Origin of the sequence: Caenibius tardaugens NBRC 16725, from assembly GCF_003860345.1 — a bacterium.
GTDB classification, from domain to species: domain Bacteria; phylum Pseudomonadota; class Alphaproteobacteria; order Sphingomonadales; family Sphingomonadaceae; genus Caenibius; species Caenibius tardaugens.
Window position 1 is genome coordinate 4,010,857 of sequence record NZ_CP034179.1, and the last position, 18,969, is coordinate 4,029,825.

22 protein-coding genes are annotated in these 18,969 nt (G+C 65.9%); all 22 read right to left on the reverse strand.

Annotated elements, in window-relative coordinates:
• Window positions 1-16: 16 nt before the first annotated feature.
• The 22 genes from EGO55_RS18920 to EGO55_RS19025 all read right to left on the reverse strand — a co-directional run bounded on the left by EGO55_RS18920 (window position 17) and on the right by EGO55_RS19025 (window position 18,773).
• Window positions 17-1,438 carry a conjugal transfer protein TraH gene (locus tag EGO55_RS18920; RefSeq protein WP_021690560.1) on the reverse strand — a complete coding sequence of 474 codons (1,422 nt, stop codon included), beginning with the start codon at window positions 1,436-1,438 and terminating at the stop codon, window positions 17-19.
• A gap of 52 nt (window positions 1,439-1,490) precedes the next feature.
• A complete protein-coding gene (locus EGO55_RS18925) occupies window positions 1,491-2,090 on the reverse strand; it encodes a hypothetical protein (RefSeq protein ID WP_021690559.1) in 600 nt (199 codons plus the stop codon).
• Window positions 2,087-2,962, reverse strand: coding sequence for a conjugal transfer protein TraF (locus tag EGO55_RS18930; RefSeq protein ID WP_040716161.1), 876 nt, complete (start codon window positions 2,960-2,962; stop codon window positions 2,087-2,089). Before EGO55_RS18930 ends, EGO55_RS18925 begins: the two co-directional genes overlap by 4 nt.
• A 17-nt stretch (window positions 2,963-2,979) precedes the next feature.
• On the reverse strand, window positions 2,980-3,588 hold the full coding sequence (locus tag EGO55_RS18935; protein WP_021690557.1) for a S26 family signal peptidase: 609 nt from the start codon (window positions 3,586-3,588) through the stop codon (window positions 2,980-2,982).
• A complete protein-coding gene (locus EGO55_RS18940; protein WP_210766579.1) occupies window positions 3,560-4,462 on the reverse strand; it encodes a type-F conjugative transfer system pilin assembly protein TrbC in 903 nt (300 codons plus the stop codon). Before EGO55_RS18940 ends, EGO55_RS18935 begins: the two co-directional genes overlap by 29 nt.
• Before the next feature lie 40 nt (window positions 4,463-4,502).
• Window positions 4,503-5,594: a conjugal transfer protein TraN gene (gene traN, locus EGO55_RS18945; protein WP_021690555.1), complete on the reverse strand. Its 1,092-nt coding sequence runs from the start codon at window positions 5,592-5,594 to the stop codon at window positions 4,503-4,505.
• Window positions 5,591-7,567, reverse strand: a complete 1,977-nt coding sequence (locus tag EGO55_RS18950; protein WP_021690554.1) for a hypothetical protein — start codon at window positions 7,565-7,567, stop codon at window positions 5,591-5,593. The genes traN and EGO55_RS18950 overlap by 4 nt, the downstream gene beginning before the upstream one ends.
• Window positions 7,568-7,581: 14 nt before the next feature.
• A complete protein-coding gene (locus EGO55_RS18955; protein WP_021690553.1) occupies window positions 7,582-7,836 on the reverse strand; it encodes a hypothetical protein in 255 nt (84 codons plus the stop codon).
• Between the two features lie 80 nt (window positions 7,837-7,916).
• The gene (locus tag EGO55_RS18960; RefSeq protein WP_021690552.1) at window positions 7,917-8,933 is read right to left on the reverse strand and encodes a TraU family protein; all 1,017 of its coding nucleotides are present in this window, start codon (window positions 8,931-8,933) and stop codon (window positions 7,917-7,919) included.
• The gene (locus EGO55_RS18965; protein WP_021690551.1) at window positions 8,930-9,685 is read right to left on the reverse strand and encodes a conjugal transfer protein TraW; all 756 of its coding nucleotides are present in this window, start codon (window positions 9,683-9,685) and stop codon (window positions 8,930-8,932) included. Before EGO55_RS18965 ends, EGO55_RS18960 begins: the two co-directional genes overlap by 4 nt.
• Window positions 9,675-9,914 (reverse strand): hypothetical protein, encoded by a 240-nt coding sequence (locus EGO55_RS18970; protein WP_021690550.1) that lies wholly within the window; start codon window positions 9,912-9,914, stop codon window positions 9,675-9,677. Before EGO55_RS18970 ends, EGO55_RS18965 begins: the two co-directional genes overlap by 11 nt.
• Window positions 9,914-10,306: a hypothetical protein gene (locus EGO55_RS18975; RefSeq protein WP_021690549.1), complete on the reverse strand. Its 393-nt coding sequence runs from the start codon at window positions 10,304-10,306 to the stop codon at window positions 9,914-9,916. Before EGO55_RS18975 ends, EGO55_RS18970 begins: the two co-directional genes overlap by 1 nt.
• Window positions 10,303-10,632, reverse strand: a complete 330-nt coding sequence (locus tag EGO55_RS18980; RefSeq protein ID WP_210766582.1) for a hypothetical protein — start codon at window positions 10,630-10,632, stop codon at window positions 10,303-10,305. Before EGO55_RS18980 ends, EGO55_RS18975 begins: the two co-directional genes overlap by 4 nt.
• Window positions 10,629-13,193, reverse strand: coding sequence for a TraC family protein (locus EGO55_RS18985; protein WP_021690547.1), 2,565 nt, complete (start codon window positions 13,191-13,193; stop codon window positions 10,629-10,631). Before EGO55_RS18985 ends, EGO55_RS18980 begins: the two co-directional genes overlap by 4 nt.
• Window positions 13,190-13,942, reverse strand: coding sequence for a TraV family lipoprotein (locus EGO55_RS18990; protein ID WP_021690546.1), 753 nt, complete (start codon window positions 13,940-13,942; stop codon window positions 13,190-13,192). Before EGO55_RS18990 ends, EGO55_RS18985 begins: the two co-directional genes overlap by 4 nt.
• A 35-nt stretch (window positions 13,943-13,977) precedes the next feature.
• Window positions 13,978-15,327, reverse strand: a complete 1,350-nt coding sequence (locus tag EGO55_RS18995) for a TraB/VirB10 family protein (protein ID WP_021690545.1) — start codon at window positions 15,325-15,327, stop codon at window positions 13,978-13,980.
• On the reverse strand, window positions 15,324-16,121 hold the full coding sequence (locus EGO55_RS19000) for a type-F conjugative transfer system secretin TraK (protein WP_021690544.1): 798 nt from the start codon (window positions 16,119-16,121) through the stop codon (window positions 15,324-15,326). The genes EGO55_RS18995 and EGO55_RS19000 overlap by 4 nt, the downstream gene beginning before the upstream one ends.
• Window positions 16,102-16,743, reverse strand: a complete 642-nt coding sequence (locus EGO55_RS19005; protein ID WP_021690543.1) for a TraE/TraK family type IV conjugative transfer system protein — start codon at window positions 16,741-16,743, stop codon at window positions 16,102-16,104. Before EGO55_RS19005 ends, EGO55_RS19000 begins: the two co-directional genes overlap by 20 nt.
• A gap of 8 nt (window positions 16,744-16,751) precedes the next feature.
• Window positions 16,752-17,018: a type IV conjugative transfer system protein TraL gene (locus EGO55_RS19010; protein WP_021690542.1), complete on the reverse strand. Its 267-nt coding sequence runs from the start codon at window positions 17,016-17,018 to the stop codon at window positions 16,752-16,754.
• Window positions 17,019-17,151: 133 nt separating this feature from the next.
• Window positions 17,152-17,466, reverse strand: coding sequence for a hypothetical protein (locus EGO55_RS19015; protein WP_021690541.1), 315 nt, complete (start codon window positions 17,464-17,466; stop codon window positions 17,152-17,154).
• A gap of 199 nt (window positions 17,467-17,665) precedes the next feature.
• Window positions 17,666-18,493: a DsbC family protein gene (locus tag EGO55_RS19020; RefSeq protein ID WP_021690540.1), complete on the reverse strand. Its 828-nt coding sequence runs from the start codon at window positions 18,491-18,493 to the stop codon at window positions 17,666-17,668.
• Window positions 18,477-18,773, reverse strand: coding sequence for a hypothetical protein (locus EGO55_RS19025; RefSeq protein ID WP_021690539.1), 297 nt, complete (start codon window positions 18,771-18,773; stop codon window positions 18,477-18,479). Before EGO55_RS19025 ends, EGO55_RS19020 begins: the two co-directional genes overlap by 17 nt.
• Window positions 18,774-18,969: the final 196 nt, after the last annotated feature.

The window sequence follows — 18,969 nt, forward strand, 5'->3', positions numbered from 1 at the left end:
GGCGGGTCTTTCCGGTTCAGTGATTCGGGTTGGCGGCGGTGCCCTGGGCATCGCGGGCGTCATGGTCGCGCTGGCGCAGCAGCCCGGCATAGTTGGCCGAGAGATTGGCGGCGCCTAGTGCTGCGAGATAGCTCTGGCGCATCTGCGCACGCTGGCGCAGCACCTCCTCTCGCAGGTCGCGCAACTGCTCGATGCCCTTGGTCAGGATGCGGGTCTGACAGACATTGGCGTTGCCGGCATCGGCCGCGCCCGCCGCGCTTGCGCCGCGCTCGGCATTGCCGATGGCGAAGTCGATCGAGCGGGTGAGGTCGTTGAGCATCTGATAGGCGAGCGTCAGCGCCACCAGCTCGTCGGTATCGCCGATCACTGAATCGGGCACGCCTTGCCGGACGCCCCACTCGAGCATGCGGTAGACCGGCAGCGTGCGGACATTGGCGACGAACTGCTTTTCTTCGGCGGTGAGCGCGGCGCGGGTGCGGATCTTGGTTGCGATCGACTGCATCCGGTCGCGGGCGAGTTCGAGCGCGCCCTTGCCGTTATCTGTCGAGCAGTCGGCGCCGGTAGCCGGGATATTGAGCGCGCGGCGCTGGACCTTGCCGGTCAGGAAATCGTCCGAGCTTTCGGTATCCTGGCGCGGGCAGGCGGGGATCGCGGAAAACAGCGGCACCTTGTCGGTCGGGTCCCAGCGCATGTAGACATCGCCGACCCGGGCCCGCATCACGTTTGCCCAGTCGCCCGCGCCGACGCGCGTCGCGGCGTGGGCAAGCAGCGAGCCGGTGCGGAAGATGTCGGTCACCTCGGCCGGGCAGTTGGCGAGCGCGTCGCGCAGATCCTCGGTCGGATTGTTCTGGTTGGCCTGAATCTTTTCGCGGGACTGCTGGTAGCTCTTGGCGAAGCCTGCCTTGACCGACTTGTAGCCGGTCATCTCCTCGATGATGCCGGACATGTTGTCGTCGCCCTTGGCGATCTGGACCATGCGGTTGGCAAGACGGCAATCGTTGACCTGGATCGAGTTGAGGAAATTGGTCGCCGCCTCCATCTTCGAGATGATGTTGCCCATCTTCTCGTCCAAGGTTTCGAGGAGATACTGGAAGGCGACGGCGGGCGCGGCCTGAAGGATGCTCTCCAATTTCTGGACGAGATAGTCGGGATCGAGGAACGACATGCCGCCGAGGAACATGTCGATGCCGCCGCAGCCGGCTTTCACCTTGGGCAGGCTGAGGCTCATCAGATAGTCGTTATGGACATCGACCCGGCCCGACATGCCGCCCGCCGTCACATAGCCGCGGGTCTGGTCCTGGAATGAGCCTGGCGAAGTATAGGTGACATTGTCGAACCAGCTTTCCGCCCAGCTCTGGGCATGGGCGGGAGCGGTTGTCCCGCAGGCTGCGAGACCAGCGCAGGCAAGAGTGATCAGGCGGGCTTTGACCGGGCGCATGGCGGGCTTCCTTGCAGGTGAGGGGAAGGGAGAAGGAACTGGCCCGCCATGATCAGTTCCTTTCCGTTTTGTTTGCCGGGCGAGGCGCTAGCCCCACGATCCCGGTGAATTTCGACAACGCCCGCACACCGACATCGGCGCGGACGCCGGTCAGCATCTTGGCCGCGAGATAGAGGTTGCGCGCGAGATTGGGGGCATGATCGGTGCCGATCGCAACCGGCACGACACGGTTCGAATCATCGATGGCACGAACCCAGGCGACCGGGTGGCCGACCCAGGGGAGCCCAAGTCGTCCCGACCGGAGCATCGCCTCCTGACTGTCGAGCACGGCGACGTGCCAGCCATATTGGCGGGCCAGGCTATTCAGCTTGCTCCAGAGATCGGCGCAGGGCAGACAGCCGGGCGCCGACGACATCTCGACGATGAAGGCTGGACCTTGCCCGCGCAGGCTCGCGGCAAAATCAGGCGGGAACTCGCGCGTCACCGGCACGCGCGCGAGCCATGCCTGCATGTCGGGATTGCTGGCGACCGGATGGATCGCCGCGCGCATCGCCTCTTCACGGGTGACGGGTCGCGCCCATGCCGCGACGCCCGGCAGGACGGCGGCAGCCGCGAGCGCGAACGCGGCAGGCAGTCGCAACCGCCGAATCATGGCTTCGGCCCCAGTCCAGTCGCCACCAGATCACCGCCGATCACCCGCGGATCGGTTGCCGACACCGGCCCGTTGCTCAGCGCGTCGAAGAAGGTATTTTCCTCGCCGGCCCCGGTCATGAACTGTTCGGGCCGGATGTCACCGGTAAGCAGCTTGACCGCCTGGTAGGCCATTTGCGCGAGGTTGGGATAGGCTTCGACCCCGGCGGCGATCACCATGCGCTGCTGGCTATTCCGGCGTATGATCATGGTGGTGGGCGTCACCTCGACGCCGAAGCGGGTGCCGAGATCGGGCCTGCGGTCGAGATCCATCAGCGTGACCTGCCAGCCCATCTCGTCCTGGAAGCGCTGGATGATCGGCCACTCGACCCGGCAATAGCCGCAGGTGCTGCGCGAAAACATCACCAGGGCAAATTCCTGGGCATGGGCGCGCAGATATTGGCGGCGGATCATGTCCTTGCCCGCCGCCATCTGGTCGCGCGCGTCGCCGACCATCGGGTTGGCGGATTTGGAATTGAGTTCGGGATGTTGCAGCATGGCGATCTGGGTCACGCCAGCAAAGGCGCGGGCCTTGCGCCGGGCAAAATCCTCCAGTCGCCAGAAATCCGCGACAGCATCAATGGTGAGCACCGTCGCGGCATAGTCGCGCTGCTCTTCGATCAGCTTGCGGATCCGGGGCGGGGTCCAGGTCGCGAGTTCCGCCATCGGCGGGATCGCCGGTTTGACCAGCGGATCGGGCTCGGCGGTTTGTTCTGCCGCCGGCTTGGACGGCGCCTGATACCACCAATAGCCGGCCTTTGGTCCGGGATCGCCGGGGCTTTGCGCCTGCGCGGCACCTGCGACTGCGCAGGCCAGCAGGGCGGCTGCCACGATGCGGACAGAACGCCGCGTCACAGCACCCGCTCCATCCGGGTCAGGCGGGGAATCGCGACAGGCCCATAGTAACGGCTGTCGAACCCATTGGGGTGGCTCGATCCGACATAGATGAAGCCCGCAGGAATGACCGTGCCCTGGGGGTGGAAATGCGCGAGGCGCTGGCCGCCCCGGCCGATCGGCTTGCTCACACCCAGGAGATGTCCGTTGCAATAGTAGTAGCCATCTCCCTCGCCGCCAGGAACGCCCGGCGTCATTGAGGGCTTCTCGATCATGGCGAGCCGATCGCCGGGCATGCACAGTGCATATTTGGTGACGGGCACCGGGCTCGGGCCGGCCAGCGGGTGCGAGAGCATGAACGAGACGAGATCGCCCTTGTGGATCACCCCCGGCGCTGCGCGCACCGCCCATGCGGAGATCGACGGGCTCATCACCCAGGTCACCTGCGGGATCGCCCACCAGGTGAGGTAACCGATCGGCAGCACGATGCACCAGGCCCTCAAAAGTTGCTCGGGCCGTGGCGGCTGTCCGAGACCGGCGCTGCCGAGCGCGACAGCGGCGCGCAAGGGGAGCAGCTTGATCCGGGGCCACAGCGCCTTAGCGGCTTTCCAGGCGAGACTGAGCATCGCGGACCTCCTCCTTGCCGCCGAGGCGGGCATATTCTTCGAGCATTCCCGACAGCGCGGCGTCGCCATAGACGATTCTACCGGCCAATTTGGGGAGCGTAGCGGGGGCGGACGCATCCTCGCCGCGCTCGCAATAGGGCTGGGTTGGATCGCCCGGGATCATGGCGAGCGCGGGAACCTGGGCAATGCCGTGCTGTCGAAAGACGATCGGATCGACGATGAGCTGGACATCGCGCATCGCGCAGGCCGGACCTTCGCAGCCGGGATCGAGCCGGAGAATCTCGGCCGAGAGCCTGGCCATCGGCGCGACATGGGTGAGACCGCCCGGCATTCCGCGGAACGCCATCACGCCGCGCGCCTTTTCGAGCTGGAGCGCATAGGCACGCAGCGTCGTGATCGGCATCGAGGAGGATACGAACAGCACCGGTACCCAATTGTCCGCCGGCTTGGGCGCGGCCGCCCGCGCGAGTGCCGCCATATCGGGAGCCTCCAGCCCGAGCGCCTGGTTAAGCCGCCGCGCCATGGCATCGCGCTGGGCGGCGAAAGCCGCCTTGCCGGCATCGAGCGCAGAGCGCGCCCGCGCATCCATCGCCGGCGACGGCGTGTGGGCGTGCATGGCCTCGAACGCGCGGCGCCGGACCGGCTCGGGGATTGCCGGTAGCGCCGCAGGGCCGGATACGGTGGCATGTTCCTTCTGTGCGGCCACGGCTTGGCGCAGGCGTTCGAGCGCGCCATCGCCTTCCTGCTGGACCTTCTCGCGCGCATTGGCCGACGGATTCTGGCTCGGTGTCTGGTTCGACGCCTGGCTCGGCTCCTGCGCCAGTGCTGGAGCCTGCATCGCGGACAGCGAGGCGATAATCAGCCCCAGGGCCAACGCCCCGCGCCGGACGGCCAAGTGGGATGGCGTGCGCATCCTATTTGCCGAGGACTTGCATATAGGCATCGATCTTGTCCTTCATATCGACCTGGATCTGGCCCTGAGTGCGCGCCTCGATGTCCGAATAATATTCGGACAGATCCATCTTCGAGAAATCGAGCGCCTGGAACTCGTCGGGCGTGAGCCCCCGGCAGTAGGGTGCCTTGGGTGTGCCCCAGCCAACGGCGTTGAAGCTCTTGAGCTGGGGCCGGCCCTGTTCCTGGATGATGCGGCCGAGCTTGGTGTTGAAGCAGCAATGGCCCTTGGCCTTCTGGAGGCAGATGCCAAGGAACTTGGCGGTGCAATAGCTGCCGACCTCGTGGCACATGCCCGAGCCGCGCAGCATGCCGGTTTCCATATCTTCCTGATCGCAGCCCTGCAGCAGCACCTCGATCATGAAGTTGATGGCAAGGCTGATCGCGATTGAGGTCGGATCGATCCCGGCGATGATCGCGTGGGCGCCGGCGCTCGCCGCCTCGCTGGCGGTCGCCCCGGCTTTGAATGCGACATAGGCCGCCTTCATGCCGCTGAGCACGCCCTTGGCGACCGCGATCTTGGTGCCGATCGAGCCGATCGACGAGCCCATGCCGTCCTTGACGATCTTGCCCTTGTCCTTGCAGCAATTGCTGAAGGTGGTGAACAGGCCCGGGGGACGGCAACGCATCGCGCGGCCTGAAAATATCTCGATGTTCGCGGTGCAATTGCCGTTGGCATCGACTGCGCCGTCGGCGGGCACCCCGGGATCATTGAGCGGTGGTTCCTCGACGATCGGGGTGGCGGCGGTATCCTGGCAGGCATTGGGCGAACAGGTCGGCGCTCCGCCGCTGGCCGGCGCCGCGCAAGGATATTGGGCCCCAAGCGGGCAGGCATAGACGCCGGGGGCGTTGACCGTGCAGAGGGCCGCCTGGAGCGGGCACTGGACGCTGCCGTTCTGCATGGGGAGGCAGGTCGCGGTTTCACCGGGATCGCTGGCGTCGCCATTGCCGTTGAGATCGGCCGCGCACATCTGCGCGGCGAAGGCCGGGGCGGGGATGGTGGCAAGCGGTGCGGCGCCGAGCAGCAGCGCGAAGAGGAGGGATGGCCGCTTCATGGCCTATTGCTCGTGCAGGTCATGTCGGCGCCGCCAAGACGCACCGTCTGCATCATCACCACGGCTTCCGGAAAATCGTCGAGACAGCCGCAGGCGCTGACCACTTCCTCGCCCGGCCCCGCCGGGCAGACATTGGCCGCGTCGCAGACATGGTAGAAGGTGTCGAAGCCGGTGGGGTTGTTCTGCTGGCTGGCGACCACGCCGGCCGGCGTCGCGGCACTATTGGCCTTGGGCGCGCGGGTCTTGCAGACGGCCTCGCAGGCCGCCACCGGCGCCTGGGCGGGAAGCGAAAAGGCACGGGTCGAGGTCGTGACAGTGCCATCGCTCGCCTTGGTCCGGTCGGCGAGCAGCGTCTCGGTCGAATGATCGATGATATAGGCCCCGCGGCTCAAATCCGGCTCGGGCAGGCCCGCTCTGTCGGTCGTGCAGGCATAGGTGCGGTCGCGCTCGAAGAAGGGGCGGGTCAGCGAAAGCGTACAGCTGGCATTGCCGAACAGGCGGGTCTGGGGCAGGGGTTTGAGGCCGGTCGCGACGCCGCCCCGGAAGGTTGCGACGCCATCGACCTGTTCCTCGGAGAGATGGCATTTGGGATCGGCAGCATAGCCTGAGCACAGGTCGACGAGCTGTTCGGTGGTGGTGCAGCTGGTGTCGACCTCGGCATGGACCTGCGCGAAGGCTTCTCCATGGTCCCCGACTGCGACATGCAGCCAGATCTCGTGGTCGCCCTTGGTGAGCCAGGGCTTGAGGTCGATGTTGGGCCAGAAATAGTTGGTGCGGCCGGTTTCACAGCGCCCGGGCGGATAGCCGGGTCCGGTCCAGGCCCCCGGGCCATAGGCGACCAGCGTGCCGTCGATGCGGAGCTGCCCCCAGTCGTCGGTAAAGAACATCGGCAGGGTGGCTGATATGATCCGGTCGGGCTCCTCGACATGGAGCGTCATCCGAAAATCGAAGAACCCGCAGCCGCCGCCGTAGAGTGTATTGTCGTTGGGCGAACCCATCAGAAAATCGATGCCGGTGTAGGGATCGCTGACGAATGGATCACCGCTGAATGGGTCCCAGCCGACTGGATACCCGCCCGGCGGCGTGACGTTGGTCGCGTAGCCGCCCGACGTGCGCGCGATGATGTCATCTGCCTGGAATTGCTTGAGCGTCACCTCGCGGGTGATCGTGCAGGCGCGCAGCTGCTGCGCCTTGCCGGCCCCGGCGGACGATTGGCTGAGAGCCTGGAAAACCGGATTGGTCGAGGACAGGGCAAAGGCATCGCCCTGGATCGCCGCCGGATTGGCGCGATAGGTGGTCTGACCGATCGCGGGATTGCCGGTGCAGGCCGTGGTCTGCGCGCCGACATAGTCGATGATGGGTCCGTTGATCTTCGCTTCGGCGACGCCGATCCGGGGATCGGCGGTGGTGAGCGCGCCGACCATGCCGCCGCCCAGATCCTTGAGCACCGAGGCGAGGTTGGCGAAGACCAGATTGGCGCCGCAGCTGTTGTTGACGCAGTAGCATGCCGAGAGTTGGGGCATATCGACCTCGGTCAGCTTGAGGTTCTTGTCGGCGTCGAGATCCCAGCGGAACGAATGGCACTGGTTCCAGCTGCCCGGCGCACAGGAGATCACGCCATTGGCGCAGATGCCCGACACGGGAACCGGGAGCGTTGTCACGCTGTCGAAACTGCCGTTCATGTCCTTGTCGCGGCTGATGCGGACCATGCCGATGTCGCCGGTGCCATTGGGCTGGATCAGCACTTCCAAGAGGTTTGCCGTCTTCTGGCAGGCGAGCGTCGGGGTGAAGCTCTTGGTTCCATCGACGGTCGTGACCGGCTGACCGCTCATCCCGGGTGTCACATAGTTCTTGAGCAGCGTGTCGCTGTCGCTGGTCTTGGTGCGTGAAGCCTGGGCGGCGGCGCGGGCGCGATCCTCCACGGTCTGCGCATGCAGGATCGCGGGCAGCAGCAGCGCGGCGCCGGCGAGCATGATGCCAGCCCCCCTCATGACAGTGCCCTCAGGGGCGCGTGAAGGCGCGATCCCTTGCGCAGACGGAAGAGATGGCCCAGCTTCAGGTCCCGACCATCGGACAGGATCAGGCGGAACACCGCTTGCCCTTCAAAGGTGGTCAGTACGGCTACCGCGCTGCGATGCGCGAGGGGGAGGGGCGACGCGCAGCCCGCAACCGCAATAGCCGCACTGACCGGGTTGGGAGCGACGCCGCTGGGGGCCTGCGGCGTCGCTCCCGCCTCGCGCATGTCCCGGCAGCCTTGCTGGCTGTGGCGGGCAGACCGCGGCGAACCCGGGGCTCGCGCGAGGGGTGGGGTGGGTGAGCCGCTCACGGCGCGGAAACTCCGGCGCAGCAGATCACCTTTTCGAAGAGCATGAACTGGGCATTGTCCTTGCCCGGGGCGTGTTTGGCGCTCGACCACAGCGCGCCGGGGCGCCCGATATTGACGCAGGAGCCGCCCTTGACCGGTTCCATCAACTGGAGCTTGTAGCGCGACTTGGTCCAGATCGGCTGCGGGATGAAAGAACAGCCGTCGGACGACGAGATGGTGAGCGCACCCAAGCGCCCCATCATGAAGGTGCCGCGCGCGGCGAGCCCGGCCCAGGCCTCGACCGAATCGTCGAAATGGATGTCGCCGGCGACCGGATAGGTCGCACCCCACGAGCCCATGCACCAGAACAAGGGATCGATGACCTTGCCCGCGGCAGCCGCCGCACTGTCGGCCATGCAAGCAAGGCCGGCGGCGGGATTGCCGAACAATATGCCCTCGGGCTGGATGATCGCGCCCAATGTGCCCGACTGCCAGGTCGGCAGTACCTCGGTGATCAGCGCGACATCGAAGCCGTCGTCCTGAAGACAGGGCAGATCGGTGAACATGTCGAGCATCGCCCAGACCGGCGAGATGTAATAATGCATCTGCGCGAACATCTTGCGGGTGTTGGTTCCGTCGGAGATCGAGCTTTGACTGCCCTGCAGCTTGCCGTGCGTGGGCAGGACATCGACGCCCAGCGCCATCATGCAGCCGGGCTCGGTCACGACGTCGACCATGCGGTTGGGCGACCAGAACGACACCTTGACCCCGAACCAGAAGGTCGCACCCTTGCGGCAGGCACACAGGGGCTTGGACGAGGACTGCGCGTCCAATGCCTTGCCGAGCTTGTCGAACGTGCCGATGCGCACCCCGCCGATGGTGATCGGGAAGATGCAGGTCCAGCGCACCTTGGTGATCGGGTTGAACACCGTTCCGGTCGGGCAGGACGAGGCATGGGCGGGGGCCGTGAATGCGAGACCGCCGAGCAGCACAGCGGCCGCGATCGCCCGGGCTTTGGAGAATAACCGGGTCATTGGCCTTGCCCCCGACGTGATGTTGCCGATGCCCTCGGCGTGACCGGCGATGCCCCCGTCGCGCCGCGTGTGAGCGGGCGGTCGAGCCGCACTTCGGTCAGTTCGAGCTTTTGGCCGACCTGCTCGACGATCACCGGCGCCACCGTCAGGCCGAGCCGCTCCTTGACCCTGGCTTCGAGGATGAAGAGCGCCCGCCCGCTGCGTTCCGAGAGGGTGAGCGGATCAGCACCATGCCCGGTATCCGCCGTCAGCAGGATGAAATCTGTTGGCTTTGCCTGGGCAAGCGCCCATGCCAGATCGCGCGGATGGACCACCACCAGGCGCTGCGGCAGCGTCACATAGGCGAGCGGATTGAAGGTGTAGCCCTTGGGGTAGAGCAAGGTGCCGTCGGGCAGGCGGATTTCGCTTTCGAGCGTGTAGAAGGGCACGACGCTGCGCCGCAGGGTATGAACGGCGACGCCGAGCGGCGCGGCCTTCATCGCCGACCAGGTCGAACGCGGCCCGAATTTGCCGGACATATCGGCGGGCAGGGTCCTCACCTTGGCCTCGATCTCGGCCATGGCGTCGGGCTCGACGATCGGCCAGACACGCCCGATCGTCGAGGTCTGTGCATGGGCGCTCGTCGCAACCACGATCGACGCCAGCAGGAGCAACGCGATCGTTGCCGACTGGAACCTGACCACGCCCCAGCCTTGCTGCGGTTCGTTCGGCCCCGAAGGCAGCGGGTCAATAGGCAGAGGGTCAACGGCCATGACGACGCCTCCACCAGGTCGGGCGATCGTCCTCAGAAATCCCATGGATCGCGGCGCACAGTGCTCCCAGCGCCAGGGCGAACACCAGCGCCACCAGCACGCGCAGCGCCACAGCGAGATGCGGCGCCGACCACAGAACCAGCGCGGCCTGGATCAGCAGCAGGACATGCGTGCCGACCATCAGACGGATCGCCGAGGGTCCGGGCGCGGCGGAGAGCAGGCCCCTCATCACCAGCTCCACGCCAGGAGCTTGGCGAGCAAGGGGTCGAACCGCGGCATGGCCAAGGCAAAGAGGTTGCCGGCGAGCAGAACGGTGAGCGTGATCGCCGCCATCGACACCGGCACGGCATCGAATATCCCTGCGAGGACGAGGAGCATGGCGAGCGTCGCGTCGAGCGCGAGACCGGCGATCAGCCAGACGTGCCGCCGATCCGCCGCCAGCCGTTCGTAGCGCAGATGGACCTCTTTCCAGACCACCTCGACCTCGAGCGCGTCGAGCTCGCTCACCATCTCGTCGTGACGGCGCAGCAGGAAATCGTGCAGGCTCTCGTCTGCCAGCCGTTCGATCGGGTCCCGGTACAGGGGCCTCGCGTGCCCCTTCAGCGGCGAGGGCGCGCTCATTGGCTCCTCCAGCGGCGATAGCGCGACACCAGGTGGCCGGTCAGCCCCGAGAGTGCGATCAGCAGGAGCCCGCTCGCGAGGCAGGCGGCACCCACGACCGCGGCGCTACGGCACACCATCGCGGTCGGCTGTCCGAGCGCGAGGCCGGCGGCGAGCACCAGTCCCGCCATCATCGCGGTTTCGATGAGGATCAGGCGAAAGCGCCAGCGCATCGCGGCGGCCTCGGCACGGATCGCGACCCGCGCTTCGATCATCCGCTCCTGTTCGGCATTCTTGCCGAATTCGAGCGGGAGCTGGTGGATTTGGGAATTGCGTCTGAGCATCATGCGGTCTCCGCACTGGAGATTGTTGGACTGGCTATTTCTGGACCGGATATTCCGAGGGGTTGGCGCCCGAGGATTTCCGCGGGATCGACACCGGCCAGTTCGCAGACCGCTTCGAGCGGCGAGCGCCCGTGCCGCAGCAGCGCCTCGAAGGCGGCGACCTCGGTCGGTGCCGAGGTGTTGATCCAGTAGGAGAAGGGATCGACCACGAGCCGCGCGATGCCGAGGCCCAGGGGTGAGTCGATGAACACCTCGGAATAGTTGGGCTTGTTGTTGCGGACCGACTTCAGCAGTTCGAGAACGAAGCCCGAATAGTCGAGGATCTTGTTCTCGACCGCCTTGTCGTAAGTGCTCCCCTGGAGCAGGAAGCGGGTTGCGGCGTTTTCGAGGATGACCTGGCCAGTGCCGCCAAACAGCAGCAGATCGTTCATCGACTGCATGACGATGCCGAAGCTGCCCTGATATTTGCGCGCACGCCGATAGCCCTGGCCGAAGGCCTCGGCGAGGCGCGAGAGATCCTGCCCGTCGGTGCGGGTCATGAACTGGGCGGCCTCGTCGCAGAGCACGAAGCGCGGCCGGTCGCGGCCTGACAGGTAGAGTTCCTGGGTGACGGCGTTGACCACGACCATCACCACGACGTTGAACAGGTCTGGCATGTTCTTGAGGCGCTCGAGTTCGAGCACGACGAACTCGTCCTGGCTGATGTCGAAGGTCGACGGGCCGTTGAAATAATGCCCGTATGCCCCGTCCGACCCGAAATCCCTGAGGTTGAACGCCAGTTCGCGCGCCACCGGCACGAGATGATCGACCCGGTCGAGTTCGCTGGTGGTCTGTGCGGGATATGCGCCAAGCCAGTCGCGCACGGCATCGATCCCGTCTTCGGCGCGGCCGGAGTCGATCGTCCACTGGACGGCCGATTTCAAGAGGTTCCATTCCGAGGTCGAAACGCCCTTCCTCGTCGCGGCATTGGCCATCTCGGCGACGATCGCGACTGCCATGGCGATCGCCGACTGGCGGTCGTCGCCATCGAGCGCGAAGCCCATGTCGAAGGGGTTGAGGACGAGCCGCTCCTCGCCGATGTCGATGTAGCGGCCCGAGCACAAAGTGCAGAGCTTGCGGTACGAGCCGCCGATATCGATGATGCGGATGAGCGCGCCGCTGGCGTAATATTGCTGGCACAGGTTGTTGAGCAGGAAGCTCTTGCCCGCGCCGCTTTCGGCCGAGACGATGAAATTGTAATTGTTGATGCGCGGATCGAACAGGTCGAGCGTGATCAACTGGCCCTTGCGGCCGGTGTAGAGCAGTGCTGGCCGTCCGCCGCCGCGAAAGTCGGTCTGCACCGGCGCCATCAGCACGGTGGCTTTGACCGGCATGCGAAAATCGCGCTCGAGCATGCGCATGGTGCGCCCGTCGGGATAGAGCCCGAACGGCAGGCTCATCGGTAGGAGGACCGGATTGAGGTAGCTCTCCTCCTGCATCATGAAAGGCAGCGGCTCCGACTCCCACAGCCGCTTGGCGCGTGCCGCCATTTCGCGGGCCTGGCCGCGCGACTGACCGAAGACCCAGACGGTCGGGATCACCCGTACGAAACGGCTGTTACCGGCCTCGTCGAGCACCCAGCCGATCTCCTCGATCTGCTTGCCGACCTCGACCGCAAAGCTGCCGGCCGCCTTCTGCGCCGAGAGGATCTGCGCGCGCTTGTGGATCTCAAAGGCGGAATGGTCGAACAGCACGTTCAGCGTGAGCAGGAACGGCCCGCCGATCTGGTCGCTGTCCTCGGACGATCCCCGCATGCCGCCGGTCAGCCGATTGGCGCGCTCGGCGCTGATCCGCCGGGCGGGTGATTTTGGCGTGAGGCAGCGCGCGACCTGATTGCCAAGGAAGACCTCGGGGCCGTCGAAAGCCAGGTCGGGCCCGGCGTTGATGATCTGCTTGCGGATCGGCGGGGCGGCGAAGCCCTGACCCTCGTGGTTGACGAAACTGCCGGGAGCCGCCTCGAATACCCCGTTGAAGATCCGGCGATAGAAGGCGATCGTCGCCTCGGGCGCAAGACGGCGGATGCCGAGCTTGGCGAGCTGCTCCTCGATCTGGCGCTTCAAGTCGCTCGCCAGCGGGTGCCGCGTCTTCACCGACAGGAATGTCCGGAAATTGCGGATCGGGATGCCGTGGAGCGCGGCCACGCCGTGACGGCCGGCGCGCAGATAGTCATAGGTCCGCCGGGCCGAGGCCTGGATCAGCGGATCGTCGCGGGTCTTCAGTGCCAGATAGGCATCGAGCGCGCCATCGATCAGCGGATCGGCGAAGCTGTGGATCTGGAGAACCGTCCCGGCTTCAAAATGAATATTGAGAAGGCCAAGCAAGGCATTGTGAACATGGTCGAACATATAGGCTGTCGGCACCAGTTCCCAGGCATAGCCCCAGCCATCGTCGATGGTCAGGAACGCTTCCTCCGCCTCGACCCAGGCGACCAGCGGCAGATGGTCGGAAAAGCTGTCGCGCGAGACATTCCGGCGCAGCGCGCTGAAGGTGAGGCCGCCGTCATGACAGGTTCCAGGCGATGTCACCGGTGATGCTCCTTCATTGGCCTGGCACTGGGCCGGACGCTGGGCATGTCAGTGGGCGCAGTTGCGGACGGGATTGGAGGTGGCATCGCGGACAGTGCCGTCGGCGGAACCGTGGGCTTGGTCGCATCGCGGGCCGGCAGTGGATCGGCGGCGTCGCCGGGCCGTTCGCGGACCTGCTCGAGCACCGGCACCTGCGACGAAGGGGCGACCGGTTCGACCAGATAGCCGCCGACCACCCATTGCGGCTTGTCGAGGATCGAATAGACGTAGCGCGGCATGTAGAGCCGGTCGGGCCGCTGACGGTCGGCATAGGGCAGGATCAGCGTGCGCACGGCCTGCGAAGGCTTGAGCATCGGCGTGACCGGCTGATCGATCAGCCCCTGCAGCTCGCGGTAGACGCTGTCGCGGTAGGTGCCGAAGGCGCCATTGCCGCCGGGCATCGTCTTGCCACCGGCGCGCGCGGCTCCACCGTCCATGTTCGCAGCGTCGCCGCCGCCTCGCAGCAGCTTCCTGTCGTTGGTGACGGCGGGGTCCGAACGCGAAGGGCGGCCGGCGACCGCATCGGCATAGGCCTTGTCGGGATGGATGCACTGGCCATGATCGCTGTTCTTGCAGCTGTACTTCTCGGAGTAGGGCGACATCATCGAGCCCAGGGTCGTGCAGCCGGTGAGGGCCATCAGCGCTGATGCCGTCAGCAATACGCGCGCTGCTCGCAGCCGAGACGAATGGGAAAGCTTGGGTTTGCGCATGGCGCGGTCTCCGGTGGATGTGGGCAGGGCGCGCATCAGAACTTGCTCCCCGCCGATGGCTTGATCTCGAGGGTCACGCCCTCCTGGATGACGACGACCACCTCCTTTGCCGCGCCGACTTCGACGATCGGGCCGGCCTGGCGGGCGAGGTCGAGATAGAAATCGGTGAGCTTGTCGGAGGATTTGGAGAGGCCGCCCGCGATCCCGGTCTTGGCCGCCTCGCCCGCATCCAATGTACGCACCGATCCCAGCGCCGAGGTCGAGGTCGACCCGAAAGTGGTCTCGACCGTCTGAGCGATGCCGCTGATCGTGCCGGCTATGAAGCTCCTCGCCAGCGCCGCGCCGGCGCGGGTCACGACCTTGCCCGAGAGGCCCTTTTTGCCGTCAGTGTCGACGAAGAAGCCCTTGACCGGCTGATCGACCACTGAATGCTCGTCGAAATCGACGCAGGAGAGCGTCACGAGCTGGACCTCGACCCGCTCCTTGGCGAGACTGCCGGTGGCGTTGCCGATGACGAAGCAGCCTGAAAGGTTGGCCTTGACGTCATTGGGAAGCACGGCCGGGGCCTGGACGCGCGCGATGATCGGTTCGGGGTTCGAGGTCGCGTCCCGGCTCGCTAGCGCGTCCACCCCGGTCAAGAGCCGCGCCTTCATGAAACCAGGCGGCAAATAGATCGTCCGGGTCTTTTTTTTCGAGTCGGGAGCGCCATTGCCGTTGCCGGCGGCGTCCTTGGGCACCAGCGGCGTGGTCGCCGCGCCGATCGAACCGACGACTTTTTCGACCGGCGGTGGCGGCGGCGCGGCGGGTGCCGCTGGCGGCACGGGCAAGGGCGCGTCGGCGCTGTTGGCCCCCGCGGGCGAGGGCGGGTAGGCTGGCACGCTGCCGGGCAGGGCGGGCGGCAAGGGCCCGCCGTCCGCGGCAGCCTCGCTGGCCGCGCCGCCAGCGCTCTGGGGCGATCCGCTGCCGGGTACGACCTTGCCTTGCTCGATCGCGGTTACCCGGTCGCCAAGCAGCGTCTGGCCATCGAGAATCTTCTTGAGGTCGCCGCGCAGTTTGACTTCGAGGCTGTCGCCGCGCAGCCCCGCGCCCATGTCGAGATTGGCGGCGGTAGGGGCGGTGGAGACCGGCGCGTTGTTGTGGGTGCTGGCGGTGTAAAGGCCGTAGCCGAGGACGCCGACAGCCCCGGCGAGCGCCGCCTGCTTCGCCCTGAGCCTGGCCCTCGAACTCAGTCCCGCCCAGCGGGCCTTCAGATCGAGCAGCGCGGGGTTTTCCAGGCCGCGATCATCTTGGGCCGCGGCAGCGGCAAGATGTTCCTGATAGGGGCTCGGGGCCGCAGGCTTGGGCGCGGGCGTCCCTTCGGGCGAGGGCATGTCATCCGCGCTCATTCGCCCGCTCCCCGCCGGATGACGATCAGTCGCGCGGTATCGCCAGGCCGCAGCACGAGCCGGTCGAGCGTGACCGCGAAAATGTTCGCGCCGAGCGTCCGATCGAGAAAGGCGCGTTCATCGAGCGTGGTGCTGGCACTCACGCTGACCAGATATTCGGACGCCGAAAGGCCCGAGCCCTCGATCTCGATCCGGCGGCGTTCGCGCAGCGATGCGGTCGAGATCGCCGCAAGCGGGAGTGTGCCGATGCGCGGCGCGACTTCGGAAAAGCTGGCCGGCACCCGGTCCTGCAGCAGCGACAGGGTGATCGACACCGCGCGCTCTTCCTCGACCAGAGGCCCCATCAGATCCTCGTTCGCCCGGGCGCGCTGAACGCTGCCCGGCGCGAGCGTCACCGTCTGGGCGGGGATGTCCGATGGTTCGGCATACAAGGGATAGATCGCGCCGTTGCACGAGATGAAGAATTCCGAGGGGGTGGTGACGAAGCTGCGCGTCGTCGTGCCGGCGTCCTCGACCTCCTTGACCAGGAACTTAATCCAGGCATCGGAACCGGCTTTCTCTACCGCGATCGCCTTCTCGGCCGAGAATTTGACATCCTCGATCTCGCCGCCCTGGCAGACGACATGGTTGACGTCGCGGTTGGACAGCCGAATGCTGCTGGTCTGATCGGGCAGGGCGATGATCGACTGCGCGGCGGCCGGAAACGCGGGGAGCGCGATCAGGCCCGCCAAAAGTGTCTTTCGCAGCGAGGCCGCAAACAGCCGTCCCACGGGCTTATCCTTGGGTTTCGGCATTGAAATTCTCCTCGGAGAGATGGGTAAGCCAGAAGCGGCCGTTTTCGATCGCGTAGCCAATCCGCAGATTGCCCCGGAAACTGCGGATCACCCCGCCGATCACGCGGACTTTCTCGACCGGCACGACGATCTCGGTGGCGGTCCAGGTCACGGGCTGATCGGGGCGGATGTAGGTGGCGATCGACAGCGTCGGATTGGTCGACAGCTCGTCGAGAATGCCGTTGAGATTGTCGCGGATCGCATTGTAGGCGCTGGGGTGAACCAGGCTCAGCAGCTCCTGGAACTGCCGGTCGGCGGAATAGGCCGAATAGGTTCCCGACAGCGCCACGATATTGCGCGTCATCGTCCGCAGATAGGCTTCCGAGGGAGCATTGCCGGTCACATAGAGATCGCCCGATGCCCCGAACGGCACGATCACCGTGCGCTGGTTTTGGTTTGAGGTGTAGATCAGCGTGCCGAGCACCGCGGTCACGCCGAACAGGCCGACAATCGCGAATTTGAGCAGCCGGTTCTCCTCGAACAGGTTCGAGGAGCCTTGTAGGAAGCGGTGGATGCCGAAACGGGCGGGGCGGTCGGCAGCCAGGTCGCTGCCCGCATCCGGTTTGGGTTTGCGGAAGAACATGCCCGTCCTCACTCGTAAAAGCGGGTCTGGGTCGGACCCGGATAATGGCGGAAGGAAACGAAGCCCCAGCGCCAGGCGAGATGGGGGATGAAGCCGCGCGGCTTCGTCCGCTTCCAGGGGATGAAAAGGAGAAGGGCCAGGATCAGCATCCAGCCGATCAGTCCGCCGACGATGACCGCGACGAAGATGGTCGACATGACCAGAATGAACTCGTCCGCGCCAAACCATAGGATCTGGACCGGGCCGTGCAGATACTGGGGCAGACGCTCATCCAAGGCCCTTCTCCTCCTGCTTCATGACACCCTTCGTCAGGGGGTCATTTCCCGAAGGCCGACCATCGGCCTCCAGCTCGTGGCGGCTGCGCGCCGCTCGCCGGTCCACTCGGGCTACGGCACGCGCCCGCGAGGTTCAGATCACCATCCCGAAGGTCTGGAGGATGGTGTCGGACTTGATCAGGCAGACCGCGGCGACGATGGTCGGGATGCCGATCATCACGTTGGAAAACAGCCGCGAAACGCCGAACAGGAAGGCGGCGACGCCGCCGACGAAGCCCATCGGGCCCTTGACGCCCTTGTTCACGACGATGTTGTAGATGTCGTAGCCAAGGTCGCCGACGGCGGGCGCGGTGAACGCGTGGGCGCTGGTGCTCATCAGGGCGAGGACCGCCAAAGGGACGCCGATATTGGCAAACCCCGCTGCACGGGCGCCGATATTTCTGATCATTTCCGTTCTCCTGTGTGTGAAGCCGCCCGGGGCATGCCTGCCGGCATCGATGAGATCGCTGTCGGCCGACGGCAGCGGTGGGCGGCTTCCAAAAAAGCGCCGCTGGCCATCGGCATTCCGGTCCCGGTCCGGCGCCACGCCCGCATGGGAGCGACACTGACAGGGTCCGCCAAAGAGGAAGAGGCGCGGACGCTGCCCATTATTTGGGCACGGCCTGCGCGGAGGGATCAGGCTGATTCCTGGTCCGGTTCGCGCTCTGATCGAGGAAGCTTTCGAGTTCGCCCTGCTGGAAGCCTGAGATCAGCTTGCCATCGACAATCAGCGTCGGGGTGCCGGCGACGCCCAGCTTGCGGACGATCTCGGCATCGGCCCTGACCTGGGCCGCGCCCGCTTCGCACTTGGCGAGCAGTTTCGGCTCGGCGCCGGTATAGATGGCGTGGAGCGCCGCCTCCTTGTCGGGCGAGCACAGGATATGCTCGGCCTTGGCGGCGGCTCCCGGGTGGATGCCGCTGACGAAGTAGATCAGCCGGCGCACGGGCTTGCCTTCGGCGGCCTTGGCGATCCAGAATTTCTCGAGCGCGCGGCAATAGGGGCAGTCGGGATCGGTGAATTCGATGACGCTCGGAGCGTCTTTCGGCCCGATCGCCAGCGCCAGGGCAGGATCGACGAATTTGAGCCGCTTCCTCGCGCTCGCTTCCTGGGCGAGCGCCGTCACGTTGACGCCGTTGCGGTCATAGACAGCCGCGAACAGGATGTGCTCGCTCGCCGGCGCATAATAGATGACCCGCCCGCCGGCGACCGCCTGGTAGATCGTGCCCTTGACCGGAGCCGGCTCGAAATCGTCGAACTGGAGATTGGTAAAGGTCTGATGCAGTTGGCGCTGCGCCGCTTCGGCGGCCTCGGTAAGCAGCTTCGCCTCGTCCTTTCTGGGCTCATCGGGCGAGGCCAGCGAGGCGGTGCTACTCAGCAGCGCGGCGATGGTACTGGCAACGAGCGACAAACGCGCTCGCTTAGCGAATTTCGCCATGATCGATATCCTTCTGGTTGGAGGGCTGCAGCGCTGCCCGGTCGATGTGGATGCTGGCGCCGAGCGGGATCGCGCCGCGCGGAAACCGGGTGTCCTGCGGGCCCCGGGGTGTCTCGCAGCGGATGACGAATCCGCCATTGTCCTCGACGATGACCAGATGCGGTCTTTGCGGTTGCTGCTGCGGAACCGGCAGCCCATGCCGGACCGGGTGGGCCTCCGCGCTTCCGGCGGTCATCGCCAGCAGCGCAAGGCTTGGTCCGGTTAATCCCAATCGGCACATTGGCCGCCTCCTGCCTGTGATCGGTCGACCCGGGCGCGGAACCTCCTGGATGGGGCGCCGTTACCGGATGCGTCATCTGGCGGTAGGAATGGTGTGTTTGACTTCAATTGAGCAAGACACAGGCCATTGTCTTGGGCTTGGGGTTGCGTCATCGTCCAAAGCGCCAGCGAGTTACGCTTTTGGTTACCAATTCATT